The 15,018-nt window shown below is 45.8% G+C and carries 12 protein-coding genes and 1 rRNA gene; 9 read left to right on the top strand and 4 right to left on the bottom strand.

The annotated features are described in order from the left end of the window. Positions 1 to 4 precede the first annotated feature (4 nt). A complete protein-coding gene (locus GVI43_RS12765; RefSeq protein WP_159567246.1) occupies positions 5 to 952 on the bottom strand; it encodes a LysR substrate-binding domain-containing protein in 948 nt (315 codons plus the stop codon). 119 nt (positions 953 to 1,071) lie between these two features. Between GVI43_RS12765 and GVI43_RS12760 the strand changes: the two genes are divergently transcribed. Both GVI43_RS12760 and ycaC read left to right on the top strand, forming a co-directional pair. Further along, positions 1,072 to 1,938: a pirin family protein gene (locus GVI43_RS12760; protein WP_159567245.1), complete on the top strand. Its 867-nt coding sequence runs from the start codon at positions 1,072 to 1,074 to the stop codon at positions 1,936 to 1,938. 98 nt (positions 1,939 to 2,036) lie between these two features. Continuing rightward, positions 2,037 to 2,654, top strand: coding sequence for an isochorismate family cysteine hydrolase YcaC (ycaC, locus tag GVI43_RS12755; protein ID WP_159567244.1), 618 nt, complete (start codon positions 2,037 to 2,039; stop codon positions 2,652 to 2,654). A gap of 71 nt (positions 2,655 to 2,725) precedes the next feature. Here the strand turns inward: ycaC and GVI43_RS12750 are convergent, their stop codons facing one another. Continuing rightward, positions 2,726 to 3,307: an NAD(P)H-dependent oxidoreductase gene (locus GVI43_RS12750; protein ID WP_159567243.1), complete on the bottom strand. Its 582-nt coding sequence runs from the start codon at positions 3,305 to 3,307 to the stop codon at positions 2,726 to 2,728. Positions 3,308 to 3,652: 345 nt separating this feature from the next. Between GVI43_RS12750 and GVI43_RS12745 the strand changes: the two genes are divergently transcribed. The 3 genes from GVI43_RS12745 to GVI43_RS12735 all read left to right on the top strand — a co-directional run bounded on the left by GVI43_RS12745 (position 3,653) and on the right by GVI43_RS12735 (position 6,676). Further along, positions 3,653 to 4,369, top strand: coding sequence for an AzlC family ABC transporter permease (locus GVI43_RS12745; protein ID WP_159567242.1), 717 nt, complete (start codon positions 3,653 to 3,655; stop codon positions 4,367 to 4,369). Further along, positions 4,366 to 4,689 carry an AzlD domain-containing protein gene (locus GVI43_RS12740; RefSeq protein WP_159567241.1) on the top strand — a complete coding sequence of 108 codons (324 nt, stop codon included), beginning with the start codon at positions 4,366 to 4,368 and terminating at the stop codon, positions 4,687 to 4,689. The genes GVI43_RS12745 and GVI43_RS12740 overlap by 4 nt, the downstream gene beginning before the upstream one ends. An 88-nt stretch (positions 4,690 to 4,777) precedes the next feature. Beyond that, positions 4,778 to 6,676 carry a diguanylate cyclase domain-containing protein gene (locus GVI43_RS12735; protein ID WP_159567240.1) on the top strand — a complete coding sequence of 633 codons (1,899 nt, stop codon included), beginning with the start codon at positions 4,778 to 4,780 and terminating at the stop codon, positions 6,674 to 6,676. 129 nt (positions 6,677 to 6,805) lie between these two features. On the opposite strand, the gene gltP is transcribed toward GVI43_RS12735, so the two are convergent. Then, positions 6,806 to 8,107 carry a glutamate/aspartate:proton symporter GltP gene (gene gltP, locus GVI43_RS12730; protein ID WP_159567239.1) on the bottom strand — a complete coding sequence of 434 codons (1,302 nt, stop codon included), beginning with the start codon at positions 8,105 to 8,107 and terminating at the stop codon, positions 6,806 to 6,808. Positions 8,108 to 8,965: 858 nt separating this feature from the next. Here gltP and acs point away from each other — a divergent pair. The 4 genes from acs to aqpZ all read left to right on the top strand — a co-directional run bounded on the left by acs (position 8,966) and on the right by aqpZ (position 14,212). Next, positions 8,966 to 10,924, top strand: a complete 1,959-nt coding sequence (gene acs, locus GVI43_RS12725; protein ID WP_159567238.1) for an acetate--CoA ligase — start codon at positions 8,966 to 8,968, stop codon at positions 10,922 to 10,924. A gap of 54 nt (positions 10,925 to 10,978) precedes the next feature. Further along, entirely contained in the window at positions 10,979 to 11,290 is a 312-nt protein-coding gene (locus GVI43_RS12720; RefSeq protein ID WP_159567237.1) for a DUF485 domain-containing protein, read from the top strand. Continuing rightward, entirely contained in the window at positions 11,287 to 12,942 is a 1,656-nt protein-coding gene (gene actP / locus GVI43_RS12715; RefSeq protein WP_159567236.1) for a cation/acetate symporter ActP, read from the top strand. The genes GVI43_RS12720 and actP overlap by 4 nt, the downstream gene beginning before the upstream one ends. 568 nt (positions 12,943 to 13,510) lie before the next feature. Next, positions 13,511 to 14,212: an aquaporin Z gene (gene aqpZ, locus GVI43_RS12710; protein ID WP_159567235.1), complete on the top strand. Its 702-nt coding sequence runs from the start codon at positions 13,511 to 13,513 to the stop codon at positions 14,210 to 14,212. A 557-nt stretch (positions 14,213 to 14,769) separates the two neighbouring features. On the opposite strand, the gene rrf is transcribed toward aqpZ, so the two are convergent. Next, positions 14,770 to 14,885, bottom strand: a 5S ribosomal RNA gene (gene rrf / locus GVI43_RS12705). Positions 14,886 to 15,018 lie beyond the last annotated feature (133 nt).

The following is a 15,018-nucleotide window of genomic DNA, read 5'->3' as shown; positions in this document are numbered from 1 at the left end:
TGATTTAATTCTCTTGGCGATCGTCATATTCAGCATCAGCAGTAGGTTGGGTAAAATCCAGCTCGCCAAAACTCTCTGATAAGTAATCGAGAAAACTTCTTACCGACGGCAATAGCCCGCGTCGTGACGGAAAAACGACGTGCACCACACCGGCACGAGGCCGCCAGTTGGGAACCACTGGCACAAGCGTCCCGGCGGCAATATCACGATGGACGATCAGCAATGGTAACTGCACTATGCCAATACCGGCCAACGCAGCCTCTCTTAACGTCACCATATCATCAGTAACTAAACACGGAGAATGAGGGATTAGAGCCGTTGCGCCATCGGGTCCTTCCAGACACCATTGGTGATCATTTTGGCTCCAGCCCCAGTCTAGCGTAGGAATACCGTTCAGATCGCCCGGCAAAATGCAGTCGCCGTATTTTGCCACTAACTCCGGGCTGGCAACCAGTTGCTGCGGGCTGGATGACAATATTTTCATCACCAGATCGCTGTCTTCCAACGGAGGAAAACGCACCCGGATGGCCATATCAAAACCCTCTTTGACTACGTCGACCGACCGGTCAGTACTCTCCAAATAGATCTTCACCTTGGGGTACTTTTTCATGTACCCCGGCAGCAACCGGGCAACCTGAAAATTCAACATGCCGGTAGGGCAGCATAACCGAACCGTTCCCTGAGGCTCGGAGCGGGTGATATCAATGGCATCCTGCGCCGCCTCGGCTTGCATCAGCATGGCTTCACAGTGCTGGTAATAGATATGACCAATATCAGTAACCACAAAACGCCGGGTGGAACGGTTAATAAGCCGCACGCCAATTCGTTCTTCCAACCGGGAGATCCGTCGGCTCAGCTTTGACTTAGGCATGTTCAACGCTCGCCCTGCGGGGGCAAAACCCCCGTGCTTTACCACCTGAATATAATAATAGAGGTCATTGAGATCATACATTCTGCTGTTCCATTAAAAGAACGATGAGTTCATTTTTTTAGTCTACCGGATGAATTGTCCCATATCTATACTAAATCCATCAGTAGCATGAATGCCGCTAACACAATGAGGATAGCATCATGAAGAAAATTTCAGGCGTATACAGTGCCCCGAAACAACACTGGGTTGGTGACGGTTTTCCGGTCCGCTCTCTGTTCTCTTATCAAAGTCTGGGCGCAAAAAGTATCAGTCCTTTTCTATTATTAGATTACGCAGGTCCGGCCGAATTTACCCCCACCACCGCCCGCAGAGGCGTTGGCCAGCATCCGCACAAAGGGTTTGAAACGGTAACGTTGGTTTATCAGGGCGAAGTTGAACACCGGGATTCAACCGGAGCTGGCGGCGTTATCGGCCCCGGAGACGTGCAATGGATGACCGCAGGCGCAGGAATTGTGCATCAGGAGTTCCACTCTGAGGCCTTTGCCAAAGCAGGCGGAATGCTGCACATGGTTCAGCTATGGGTCAACTTACCGGCAAAAGACAAATCAGCACCGGCCGGTTATCAGGCCATTACTAATCAGCAGATCCCGCAGGTTACGCTGTCGGATAGTGCCGGTACGCTCAGGGTTATTGCTGGCCAGTTTAATCAAACCAAAGGACCGGCTAGCACCTTTACTGACATTAACCTATGGGATGTGAATTTGAAGGCCGATAAACAAGCGGTTCTGGCTATCCCTGAGGGCCACAATACCCTGCTGGTTGTGGTGTCAGGCACGGTGTTAATTAACGATAAGCAGGTTGCCCGCGAAGCCGATTTAATTAGCTTCGACACTCTGGGCAGTGAAGTACGGCTGGAATCTAACAATAACGCTACCGTTTTAGTATTAAGCGGTGAGCCAATTGATGAGCCAGTCGTGGGGCAAGGCCCTTTTGTCATGAACACCCGTGAAGAGATTCATCAGGCCATTGATGAGTTTAACCGGGGGGAAATGGGGCAGGTACGTTAAATCAGCCTGCATTCGTTTACCTGTAGCAACCTAAACTTAGCGCGAGCGGCAGCCTCCTGCTGCGAGCGCTAATCCCAAGCATCAATAAGGAGTCTATTATGTCTTTTACTTATAACCGTTTGAATAAAGATGACGTTGCCGTTCTGTTCGTTGACCATCAGGCAGGGCTACTCTCATTAGTCCGGGATTTCACGCCCGATGAGTTTAAGAATAACGTGTTGGCATTGGCCGATATCGCTAAGTTCTTCAACTTGCCAACCATCCTTACCACCAGCTTTGAAGACGGTCCGAACGGCCCGTTAGTTCCAGAACTGAAAGAGATATTCCCCGATGCCCCTTACTTTGCGCGCCCCGGCCAGATTAACGCATGGGACAACGAAGACTTTGTGAAAGCAATAAAAGCCACCGGTAAAAAGCAGCTATTAATTGCCGGCGTGGTCACTGAAGTGTGCGTCGCCTTCCCTACGCTTTCAGCGTTAGAAGAAGGTTTTGAGGTATTCGTCGTTACCGATGCGTCGGGCACGTTTAATCAGGTAACCCGCAATGCGGCATGGAATCGCATGTCTCAGGCAGGAGCACAGTTAGTGTCGTGGGTCGCCGTGGGTTCCGAGCTGCACCGTGACTGGCGTAACGATGTTGAAGGCTTCGGCGAAATCTTCGCCAAGCATCTACCAGCCTATGCCAATCTGATGCAGAGCTTTAACGCTAAAAAATAGCCCATCAGCAATGAGCCATCCCGTTGATAAAAGCGGGATGGCAGCAATCACCGACTCGGTTTTATCAACCGCTAACCAAGAACCGCTACCAGATGCTGACGCAACCGCTTAATGTTGTTTTCAACGTCAGGCTGTTTCATCACATCGGTACATAAAAACGTTGGCAATGGCGTCATTCCTAAGAACTGATTAGCTTTGTGGAATGGCAAATAAACGCCATCAACGCCAACGCCATCAAAGAACTGAGTAGGATCGTCAAACGCTTCCTGAGGCGCATTCCATGTTAGAGACAGCATATAAGTTTTACCCTGAATCAAACCGCCTGAGCCATACTTTTGAGAGGCATCTGAACGACTGCGGCCGTCGCTTTGGTACAGGCGACCGTGACCTTCAGTGAAAATTTCATCGATATATTTCTTCAGGATCCAAGGCGTTCCCATCCACCAGCCAGGCTGTTGATAAATGATGGTATCGGCCCACAGGTATTTTTCGATCTCTTGTTCAATATCGTAACCGTGATCAACGATAGTTTCTTTTACTTCATGCCCGGCCTGACGTAAAAACTCGGCGGCCTCTCTGTGCAGCGTAAGGTTCAGCTCACCGTTTGAATGAGCGAACTTTTTCATGGCGTCGATAATAAGAATTTTACTCATAATTTTACTTAACCTAATGAATTGAAAACGATCCGCTGGCTCACCGGTTAAAAACCGCTAACTGCCACAGGTGATGGCGTGATTCTACAGATTCTATCCCGACAGAAAACAGCAATAAAAGCACAATATAATTGACTAAAAATCAATAATGAGAATATGGAGAAGAGGAGCATGTGCTCCGCCATTTTAAGATATCAATAGGAATGACCTCAGCCGGTATGTAAAAACACTTTAGTTTGCTTTTGCTATCAGTCGTAGCCTGATAGTCTAACGGTTCTTATCTCTCAGACGCCGTGTCGTTAACATCAAACCATTTCAGCATGGATGACGGATCAAAAAATAGTAATGAGTGAATTGACTTCAGAATCAAACCACCCGGACTGGTGGGTCAGTTTTTTAAAAGGCGGAATAGCCATACTGCCACTGAGTATTGCCGTGTTGCCGTGGGGGATTCTTGCCGGGTCGATGGCTATCGAAACCGGGCTGACCCCTGCCCAAGGGCTAGGCATGTCGGGTATAATTTTTGCCGGTGCCACTCAATTAGCCGTTATGGGCATGATAAAAGCTGGCGCGAGTCTGGTATCAATCTTAATTTCAGCCTTCTTCATTGCTTCACAGCATTTACTTTATGGCCTGACGCTGCGAGAACGTATTGCCCCGCTTCCATTAGGCTGGCGGCTGATTTTGGGCTTTCTGTTAACCGATGAACTTTTCGCCCTGATAGGCAAGCATTCTGCCGCTGAGTTTAGCCGTTGGTATGCGCTCGGCATCGGGCTGTTTTTTTATATATTTTGGATACTGTCGACGCTAGCCGGCATTTTAGCCGCCACACAAATTGAAGATCTCGGCAGCTATGGACTGGACTTCTCCATTGCCGCAACCTTTATCGTTATCGTTGTGCCAATGATTAAAAGCATCCCGACGATGGTTTGTGTTTTAACCGCCTTAGTTTTATCGGTAGTGCTGGGCTACTATCATGTTCCAAGTTCACTCATTATTTCGGGCGTTAGCGCTATGGTTGCCGGATTACTCACCTCACTAATTATCGGGGAGAAAGAATGATCTGGTTTATCATTTTCAGCACAGCGCTAGTGGTTTTCTTTAACCGCTACGTTTTTCTTGAGCCGAATTTACCCATAAAGCTCAGCCCGACAGTCAGAAAACTATTAGGGTTTTCTATTCCGGCAATATTAACCGCCATTTGCGGACCTATTATCTTTCTCGATAACAACGGAATCAGAGATTCACTGTTAAATCCTTACCTTATCGGCGCTATATTCTCCATATTACTGGCGCTGTTTATTCGAAATACCTTGGTATCGGTGATAGTCAGCTTAGTCATATTTATTATCTTAAAAGATTTCATCCTGGCTTCTTTTTAATAAGATAGAAATTAACGGTGCTCACAGAACATCGAAACAATTGGTCTATACTCAGGGCATTGATATTTCTCAGAAGAGAGAAGTTGCTATGCATCCAGCCCGGTTACCCAACAATGAAAATGAACGACTAGAACTACTCAATGCGCTGAATATCCTCGATACTCCGCCGTCGGAACGTTTGGACAGAGTGACTCGGCTCGCCGCTGAATTCTTTAACGTTCCAATTGCTCTGGTGACCCTGATTGACGCTGACCGCCAATGGTTTAAATCTCGTTTCGGTCTATTGGTTACTGAAACGCCAAGAGAAATATCGTTATGCAGCCATGCCATATTAGAGAAAACAATATTTATTGTTCCTGATTGCCGTAAGGATCCACGCTTTTGCGACTTACCAAAAGTAAACGATTCAACTGAAATTGTATTCTACGCAGGATGCCCTTTCTATTCTCAGCAGGGCGTAGCATTAGGCACGCTGTGCGTTGCTGATTCAATGCCGAGAACCTTTGATGACAACGATATTCACAATCTGCGCGACTTTACCCAGCTAGTACAACAATACTTCCACAGTCTGGAGGAAGTCACTTACACAAAAACTGTTGAAGATAATTTGGCTACCGCCGAGGTCGTTTTTTCACAGACCTTTAATCAGGCCGCCGTTGGCATGGCAAATCTTTCATTAGAGGGAAAATGGACAAGAGTCAACCCTAAGCTATGCGAGATGTTAGGCTACACCGAACAGGAACTATTAAAAAAAGACTTTCAAGAAATCACCCATCCGGACGATCTGAATACTGACCTACAGCTGCTTGTTCAGCTAATTTCCGGCGAAATCGACACTTTCTCAATAGAAAAACGCTACTTCGATATACAGCACAAAGTTATCTGGATTTTACTTACGGTGTCCATAGTCAAAACCCCTGATGGTCAACCCAGCCACTTTATTGCGATTATTATTGATATTAATGAGAAAATTGCTGCAGAAAACCAGCTAAAGCAGATGACCGATAAGCTAGAAATAAGGGTTAAAGAAAGAACAGAGCAATTAGAGAGAATGTTGCAGCTGGTTAATGATGAAGTTGAACAAAGAATAGAAACTCAGGCTTTATTGAATATTGAGAAAGAGAGGCTGAAAGAAATTACCGATAACGTGCCTGCGCTCGTCAGCTGCGTTAATCACGATTTGCGCTATACCTTTAGTAACCGAACCTATGAAGACTGGTTTGGTATTTCATCTAAAAAAATGCATGGCATGTATATACCCGAAGTTATTGGCGAAGCCAGTTTCAATCACGCGAGAAAATATATAGAACAGGTTATGGCCGGCTTCAAAGTAGCCTTTGAAAATACCATCCCAACGCTGGAAGGGATTAAGCATGTGCAAACGACGTTAATCCCAAACCGCGATAAAAGCATTAATGAGTTCTACATTCTCTCGCTTGATATTTCTGAACTAAAAAAACTGCAGGAAACGCTAGTATTTGAAGCCTCACACGACATGCTCACCGGGCTACCCAACAGGCGCGCCTTTATGGACAGGCTTAACCATATGCTACATAACAAGCCTGAAAACCGGTGGGTAACGCTGTTCTTTCTCGATCTAGACGGGTTCAAAGCCCTCAATGATAATTATGGTCATGGCTTCGGCGATCGGGTGCTGAAAGCGGTGGCTGAGGTTATCAGAGATTCGGTTGAGCCGGGCGATTTTACCGCTCGCCTCGCCGGTGATGAATTTACCATTCTATTCAGCCGCCAGGAAAATCCGAAAGATGAAGCCATAGCGATATGTCAGGGTCTAATAGACGCATTAGCCAGCATCCATCAGTTATACAACATTCCCGTTCGTCTGAGTTCCAGTATTGGCATCCATATTGAAAAGAATAGCGGCGAGCTTTCGGCGGAGCATTTACTCACCAACGCCGATCAGGCGATGTACCTCAGTAAGCTTAATAACAAAGGAACGTTTACCATTAATGCCATACAAGAGTGATATACCGGCGTTTTGCCATTAAGCCAAAGCCGTGGCAAAACAAGCGCATTAGAATTTCTTATCAGATAGTGAAAAGCCACCTGTCGGTGGCTTTAATATTAAATACGCTAGCGCAGTTCTCAGTGAAAATTAGATACGTTCTACCTTACCCAACATTTCAGCTTCATAGGCAACTGCTTTAGCCTTATCGAACTGATTTTCCCATTTGGCAATAACTAACACTGCCAGCGCGTTACCCACCACGTTCAGTGCGGTACGAGCCATATCCATAATTCGATCAACCCCGGCAATAAACATCAGGCCATCTAACGGAATACCAACGCTGCCTAACGTTGCCAGAAGTACCACAAACGATACGCCCGGAACGCCAGCAATACCTTTAGAGGTCACCATCAGGGTCAGCACTAAGGTGATTTCCTGCATCAGGCTAAGCTCAATACCATAAAGTTGGGCAATAAAGATCGCGGCAATACTTTGATATAGCGTTGAACCATCAAGATTAAACGAGTATCCGGTAGGAACCACAAACCCAGTAATAGCTTTAGGCGCACCGTAGGCTTCCATTTTCTCGATAATTCTTGGCAATACGGTCTCGGAGCTGGCCGTTGAATAGGCCAGAATCAGCTCATCTTTTAAGATGCGGATCAAAATAAGAATACGTAGCCCACAAATTCTGGCTACGGTGCCTAGCACCACCAAGGCAAAAAAGATAATGGCCGCGTAGACTAAAACCACAAGCTTAACCAGCGGAATCAACGAACTAAATCCGAAGTTAGCCACGGTAACAGAGATAAGCGCAAACACGCCAACGGGAGCGTAATGCATAATCAAGTGGGTCACTTTGAACATCGCTTCAGACATCGATCTGAATACGTTCAACAGCGGAGCCCGACTCTCTTTGGGCAGAGAAGATAAGCCTAAGCCAAACAGTACCGAGAAGAAGATAATCGGTAACATGTCACCGGCAGCCAAAGCCTTAAAGATATTGGTTGGGATCAGCGACATAATGGTGATGACCAGACTATGGGTGCCGCTCTGCACTTCTGTGGTTGTCGCTTTATACTGAGAAATGTCTACGGCATTAAGCTGTGACATATCGATACCGTGACCGGGTTGAAAAACATTAGCCGCCATCAGGCCAACAACAATGGCGACTGTGGTAATAACTTCAAAATAAATAATGGTTTTCAATCCGATACGACCTAGCTTCTTCGCATCACCAACGCCCGCGATACCAACCACTAACGTTGATACAACAATAGGCACAACAATCATTTTAATCAGACGAATAAAGATGTCACCGGCCGGCTTGAAAAAGTTAGCAACCAACCACTCGGTAGAAGTACCGCCGTGCATCATTGAACCAACAAGAATGCCTAATACAAGGGCAATGAGAATTTGCCACGCTAAACTAACTTTAAAACTCTTCATATATAAGAAATCCTTAAATATTCATGTAATAGCCGGTTAATTCACGGCTAGCCTTAAATAAGGCTTTTATTTTATTATTACGGGTATCAATACTCTCAAACAGCCTCCCGCCAGATAACCAACTCGTCCCTTATCGGCTGCCCAAATGAATTATATAAATTCAGAAGAGCCCTTTTTAGCATCTTATGCATGAAAATTACATTTTTCTTTACATAAACCCTGCAATTCAGATGAATGAACTGCTAAAAAACGCGCAAGTCGACTACTTAATCGACAAAAGTAACAGTTAGGCCACCGCTCATTATTCACTATAAATATGGGCTATGAGTGGCATCAAATTAGATATTTTAATCGATAAAGTGTCGTTACCTGCTTAAATAATAACAAATTAATTTACATTTTGGCCGCTATTCCTATTCACTACCCCATTCGGCGTATTTAATCGGCGACGGCGGTTAAAAAGTGATAAACAGCAATATTGGCCGCTATATCATTTTTTGACCGGATAAGGATTAAAAATAGGAGAGAAATAGCCATAAATAGCCCGATTTAAGCAATCTGGCATTAAAGTCGGTGGAGATGCCATCAATCCTAAATAGCAGAGACAGCGAGAGGAAAACAGAGAAAAAAGGTTATACGCCCGTTAGCCTCCTGATACAAAAAAACCACTCAGATGCCAACGCTAGAGCTATGTATCTGACGCTCTATATATTTGAATAATTTACTAATCACTCAAATTTTTACAATTATCTTCCCCGGTGAATAGTGATCTTCCGCGCAAAAAACAAACATAAAAAGTGCGCAAACTATATGCAACAACTAGATTACATAGTATTAACAAAAATAAAGGGGACAATAATGAGCACCGTTCATAAGCATCCCGTGCCTGCTGATATAGCAGAAAACGCACTGATTAATAAGTCAAAATATGAAGCAATGTATCAGCAGTCAGTACAGGATCCGGATCGGTTTTGGGCCGATCAGGGTAAAAATGTTGATTGGATAAAACCCTATACTAAGGTTAAAAACACCTCATTTTCGCCAGGAAATATTGATATTCGCTGGTTCGAAGACGGTACGCTGAATCTGTCCGCCAATTGTTTAGATCGTCATTTGACGGCCCGGGGAGATCGCACAGCCATACTTTGGGAGAGTGATGACGGTACTCAATCGCAAGAAATAACCTATCGCCAGCTTCATCAGCGGGTGTGCAAATTTGCTAATGCATTGAAGTCACTGGGGTTAGTTCAAGGTGACGTCGTTGCAATCTACATGCCAATGGTTCCTGAAACGGCCATTGCCATGTTGGCCTGTGCCCGCTTGGGGCTCATTCATTCCGTTATTTTTGCTGGATTCTCGCCTGAGGCTATCTCCGGCCGAATTATTGACTCAAGTGCCCGACTCATCATCACTGCCGATGAAGGGCTTCGGGCTGGAAAAACAATCCCGCTGAAGAAAAATATTGATGACGCCTTGGCCAATCCTAACGTCAACAGCGTTGAGCATACCATCGTCTTTAAAAGAACCGGCAACAGCATCAACTGGAAAGCCAGCCATGACCTATGGTGGCACGAACTTGAAGACGTTGCTTCTGATGATTGCCCGCCCGTTGAACTTGGCGCAGAAAATCCGCTGTTTATTCTCTATACCTCAGGCTCAACCGGAAAACCTAAGGGCGTATTGCATACCACCGGCGGGTATTTAGTCTATATCACCCTGACGTTTAAATACGTTTTTGACTATCACGAAGGGGAGATTTATTGGTGTACTGCCGATATGGGGTGGGTGACTGGTCATAGCTATGCACTTTATGGCCCGCTGTCTAATGGTGCCACCACGCTATTGTTTGAAGGGCTGTTGACCCATCCGGGGGCCAACCGCATGTCTCAACTGGTGGACAAGTACAAAGTAAACATTCTTTATACGGCACCAACGGCTATACGTTCTTTAATGGCTCAGGGTGAGCTGGCCATAACGGATACAAAACGAACGTCATTACGCATTATGGGAACCGTTGGTGAACCGATAAATCCTGAAGCATGGGAATGGTATTACTACACTATCGGCAATGGAAAATGTCCTATTGTCGATACCTGGTGGCAAACCGAAACCGGGGGTTTCATGTTAACCCCGTTGCCCGGAGCGATCGAACTGAAAGCTGGCTCGGCAACGCTGCCGTTCTTTGGCGTTAAACCGGCACTGGTTGATAACGACGGCAAAATATTAGAGGGTGAAAGCGAAGGTAATCTGGTTATTACCGACTCGTGGCCGGGACAGGCTCGTACGCTATACGGCGATCATGACCGGTTCGAACAAACCTATTTTGCCTCATTTAAAGGCTTCTATTTTAGCGGTGACGGCGCACGTCGAGATGAAGATGGATATTACTGGATAACCGGACGGGTAGATGACGTACTCAACGTGTCGGGACATCGCCTAGGAACGGCAGAAATCGAATCCGCGTTGGTTGCCCATCCCAAAATTGCGGAAGCCGCGGTGGTAGGCATTCCTCATTATATTAAAGGACAGGCTATCTATGCCTACATCACGCTAAACCGCGGTGAAGAACCCAGCGATGAACTCTACGATGAGGTCATTAAATGGGTGCGTAAAGAAATTGGGCCGATTGCAACGCCTGACATTTTGCACTGGACTCAAACCCTTCCTAAAACCCGTTCGGGGAAAATCATGCGCCGCATATTACGGAAAATCGCCGATGGCGATACCAGTAATTTGGGCGATATCTCTACACTAGCGGATCCTAGCGTGGTCGAGAAACTCTTGCAGGAAAAAGAGTTAATGAAAGCAGTTTCATAACCAGCGCCGCCTCGCGCGGCCATATTCAATCTATATCTCACAGGAGACGCTCTGATGAATGACCTCATTTATCAACGGATTGAAAATAACCCGCGCTTCAAAGAACTGGTGCGCAAACGTGAACGTTTTGCCTGGTTATTATCAGCCATTACGCTAGCGCTTTACGTTTCCTTTATCCTGTTAATCGCTTTCGATCCACAGTGGCTTGGAACACCCATTTATACCGATTCAAACATTACCAGAGGGATTCCGATCGGTGTTGGTCTAATCGTTATCTCATTTGTACTAACTGGTATTTACGTTCATCGGGCAAACGGTGAGTTTGATGACATGAATAGTGAAATCTTAAATGAGGCGAAAAAATGAAGATCAGATCTTTTGCTGCACTGTCTCTACTCACTCTATCGCCGTTGGCCTTTGCCGATACTATTAACGGGGAAGTTAAACGCCAGCCCCTGAACGTTGAAGCGATCGTAATGTTTATCCTGTTCGTGGGCTTAACGTTATACATCACTTACTGGGCCTCTAAACGCACCCGTTCACGCTCTGATTACTATACTGCTGGCGGAAAAATCACCGGCTTTCAAAATGCCTTGGCTATCGCCGGGGATTTTATGTCTGCCGCGTCGTTCCTTGGCATATCAGCATTGGTTTACGCTTCCGGCTATGACGGGCTCATTTACTCTATCGGCTTCCTAATCGGCTGGCCAATTATCCTATTTCTCATTGCTGAACGCCTACGTAATTTGGGTAAATACACCTTTGCCGACGTTGCTTCATACCGCCTGAAACAGAAGCCAATTCGCACCCTATCGGCCTGTGGCTCACTGGTCGTTGTCGCGCTGTATCTGATTGCTCAAATGGTGGGGGCGGGTAAGTTAATACAGCTACTTTTCGGCCTGAACTACCACGTAGCAGTTGTGCTGGTCGGCATTTTGATGGTGCTATATGTCCTATTTGGCGGCATGTTGGCGACCACATGGGTACAGATCATTAAGGCCGTGATGCTGCTTTCAGGCGCTAGCTTTATGGCTATCATGGTCATGAAATCCGTTAACTTCAATTTCAATGAACTATTCGCTCAGGCAGTCAAAGTCCACCCCAAAGGGCTAGCGATTATGAGCCCCGGAGGGTTAGTATCGGATCCGATATCGGCACTATCATTAGGCTTAGCGCTAATGTTCGGTACGGCCGGATTACCGCATATCTTAATGCGCTTTTTTACCGTCAATGATGCCAAAGAAGCACGGAAAAGCGTGTTCTATGCCACCGGCTTTATCGGTTACTTCTACATACTAACGTTTATCATCGGGTTTGGTGCCATCCTGCTGGTCGGCTCTAACCCTAACTTTAAAGATGCTGCCGGCGTTCTGCTCGGCGGAAATAACATGGCCGCAGTCCATCTTGCCGATGCGGTTGGCGGTAGCTTCTTCCTTGGATTTATCTCTGCAGTCGCTTTTGCAACGATCTTGGCCGTAGTATCCGGCTTAACTCTGGCCGGAGCCTCGGCGGTTTCCCATGACTTATATGCGAATGTGATCAAAGAAGGAAAAGCCACTGAGCGCGATGAACTCAAAGTCTCCAAAGTGACTACCGTCGTTTTGGGCTTCGTGGCAATCGGACTTGGCATTTTATTTGAAAAGCAGAACATCGCCTTTATGGTCGGTCTGGCATTCTCAATTGCAGCCAGCTGCAACTTCCCAATTATTATTCTTTCGATGTATTGGGCTAAATTGACCACCCGAGGTGCGATGATCGGCGGCTGGTTAGGGCTTATCACCGCAGTGACATTAATGATTCTGGGCCCTACGATTTGGGTGCAAATTTTAGGCCATGCTAAACCGATTTACCCTTATGAATATCCAGCGCTATTCTCGATGGCAGCCGCATTCATTGGTACATGGTTTTTCTCAATAACGGACACATCGTTAAATGCACAGCAAGAAAGGAGCCGCTTCTACCCGCAGTTTGTTCGTTCACAAACGGGATATGGCGCTTCAGAGAGCACATCTCATTAGTTGAGCCGATGCTAACGATAAAGGCGCCATTGGCGCCTTTAGTTTTTAATAATCCGTCACAGCTATTGCTTCAAAAGAGAACGGTTCATTAGGGCGTGCGGCATGGCGAAATGCTCTCCAGATAAGCATATTTAATACGCCAACGTTACATTTGGCCATTTTATTAAGACATCGCTTGCGAGCCACTCATTAAAAAAAATTCTCTATTGTTAGGCTCAATTACGTTGCCAAATGCCGCCCAAAAAGTAACAAAATGTATCATTTAATTTCAAATTATATATTTAGCTAGCAATAAATATCAAAAAAATGGCTATTAAACAGCCAATTAGTAGAGAAATTATACAGAAAACAGAATGAGATATTAATTTAATTGTTATTAATCATTTGGTTAATGAAATAATTTAATCATCGAAATTTATATAACGCCATTTATGTGATGCGCATCTCAAATTTGAATAAGATTCAGCCATTGTTATACACTCTGCTCCGAAAATCATATTGGACTATATTCAGAATAGGCATGCTCCGTTCGAGTATGTTTATTCACTCTTTAATAGGGAATTACATCATGTTGAAAAAGCTGTCGGCTGAATTTTTTGGTACGTTCTGGCTGGTATTTGGTGGTTGTGGTAGCGCTGTTTTAGCCGCTGCCTTTCCAGAGTTAGGCATCGGCTTTGCCGGTGTTTCATTAGCATTTGGCCTTACAGTTTTAACTATGGCTTATGCCGTAGGTCATATCTCAGGCGGACATTTCAACCCTGCGGTTACCCTAGGCTTATTTGCCGGTGGCAGATTTCCAGCCAAAAACGTTATCCCTTACATCATTACCCAAGTTATCGCGGGTATCGCTGCCGGTGGAGTGCTTTGGTTAATTGCCAGCGGTAAAGCAGGCTTTGACGCCAGTGCAAGTGGTTTTGCTTCAAATGGTTACGGCGAGCACTCTCCGAGCGGTTTCTCTTTACAGGCTGCTATCATCGCTGAATTTGTACTAACGGCATTCTTCCTGATTATTATTCATGGCGCTACCGATAAGCGTGCTCCGGCAGGTTTTGCCCCAATCGCTATTGGTCTGGGCTTAACGCTTATCCATTTAATCAGTATTCCGGTAACAAATACGTCAGTAAACCCGGCCCGTAGTACCGGTGTTGCCGTATTCCAAGGTGGCTGGGCGATAGACCAACTGTGGATGTTCTGGTTAGTGCCTATTGTAGGCGGCATTGTCGGTGGTTTGATCTACCGCTACTTGCTGGAAACTAAGAACGCTGACTAATTAAGTTTTTTGTATCAACCATCAACCCGCTTTAATTAGCGGGTTTTTTTCATTAAAATTTGGCAAGCGAAAAAATAATTCTGCTCTACATGAATGTGTAACGTTTAGTACATATGAATGAACACAGAGAGAATCTATGCACTCAAACACCATGCGTATGGAGAGCCATAATTGCAGGTAATCTATCTCGGAACTTGCACGGAACTGTAATTTTAATTGACCAACTCACCCGCTGATTTCTGCGCCAAGAAAATTCATCTCTTTGCTAGAACATATAACCTCTGAGTAGTAGCACTAACGCTACCAATTCACTAACCCTCAAGCTTATAGATAGATAAAGTTTGAATTAGTCACTTAGGCTCAATGTCTCCAATAGAAAAAGCCCTCTGCTTTCGCAGAGGGCTTATCCGTTTAATGAAAGCCTGACCGTTTACGGCGGCTCTTGCCTGCCGCCACTCAAACGTGCTCCCGACGCGGTTGTCCTACTCTCGTCATCCATACCCGCCAACACAAAAACAAAAGGCCACCCGATTGGGTGGCCTTTCATTACAATTGGAGCCTGGCAGTTCCCTACTCTCGCATGGGGAGTCCCCACACTACCATCGGCGCTACGGCGTTTCACTTCTGAGTTCGGCATGGGGTCAGGTGGGACCACCGCGCTGTTGCCGCCAGGCAGATTCTGTTTCATCAACCGTTATACCTGCGTATAACCATCAATCTCAATCCAAAACTTCGCTGAAATTCGTCTTCGTCTCTTCAATCTCACCCAAAACACCTTGGGTGTTGTAAGGTTAAGCCTCACGGTT

This window comes from Budvicia diplopodorum, assembly GCF_009800925.1.
Taxonomy (GTDB): Bacteria; Pseudomonadota; Gammaproteobacteria; order Enterobacterales; family Enterobacteriaceae; genus Budvicia; species Budvicia diplopodorum.
The sequence above is the reverse complement of the archived record's forward strand: the minus strand, read 5'-3'. Positions and strand labels throughout refer to the sequence as shown.

Bases quoted from the DNA above. Each gene is read 5' to 3' on its own strand.
- GVI43_RS12765 (WP_159567246.1), bottom strand. From the start codon at position 952: ATGTATGATCTCAATGACCTCTATTATTATATTCAGGTGGTAAAGCAC.
- GVI43_RS12760 (WP_159567245.1), top strand. From the start codon at position 1,072: ATGAAGAAAATTTCAGGCGTATACAGTGCCCCGAAACAACACTGGGTT.
- ycaC (WP_159567244.1), top strand. From the start codon at position 2,037: ATGTCTTTTACTTATAACCGTTTGAATAAAGATGACGTTGCCGTTCTG.
- GVI43_RS12750 (WP_159567243.1), bottom strand. From the start codon at position 3,307: ATGAGTAAAATTCTTATTATCGACGCCATGAAAAAGTTCGCTCATTCA.
- GVI43_RS12745 (WP_159567242.1), top strand. From the start codon at position 3,653: ATGAGTGAATTGACTTCAGAATCAAACCACCCGGACTGGTGGGTCAGT.
- GVI43_RS12740 (WP_159567241.1), top strand. From the start codon at position 4,366: ATGATCTGGTTTATCATTTTCAGCACAGCGCTAGTGGTTTTCTTTAAC.
- GVI43_RS12735 (WP_159567240.1), top strand. From the start codon at position 4,778: ATGCATCCAGCCCGGTTACCCAACAATGAAAATGAACGACTAGAACTA.
- gltP (WP_159567239.1), bottom strand. From the start codon at position 8,107: ATGAAGAGTTTTAAAGTTAGTTTAGCGTGGCAAATTCTCATTGCCCTT.
- acs (WP_159567238.1), top strand. From the start codon at position 8,966: ATGAGCACCGTTCATAAGCATCCCGTGCCTGCTGATATAGCAGAAAAC.
- GVI43_RS12720 (WP_159567237.1), top strand. From the start codon at position 10,979: ATGAATGACCTCATTTATCAACGGATTGAAAATAACCCGCGCTTCAAA.
- actP (WP_159567236.1), top strand. From the start codon at position 11,287: ATGAAGATCAGATCTTTTGCTGCACTGTCTCTACTCACTCTATCGCCG.
- aqpZ (WP_159567235.1), top strand. From the start codon at position 13,511: ATGTTGAAAAAGCTGTCGGCTGAATTTTTTGGTACGTTCTGGCTGGTA.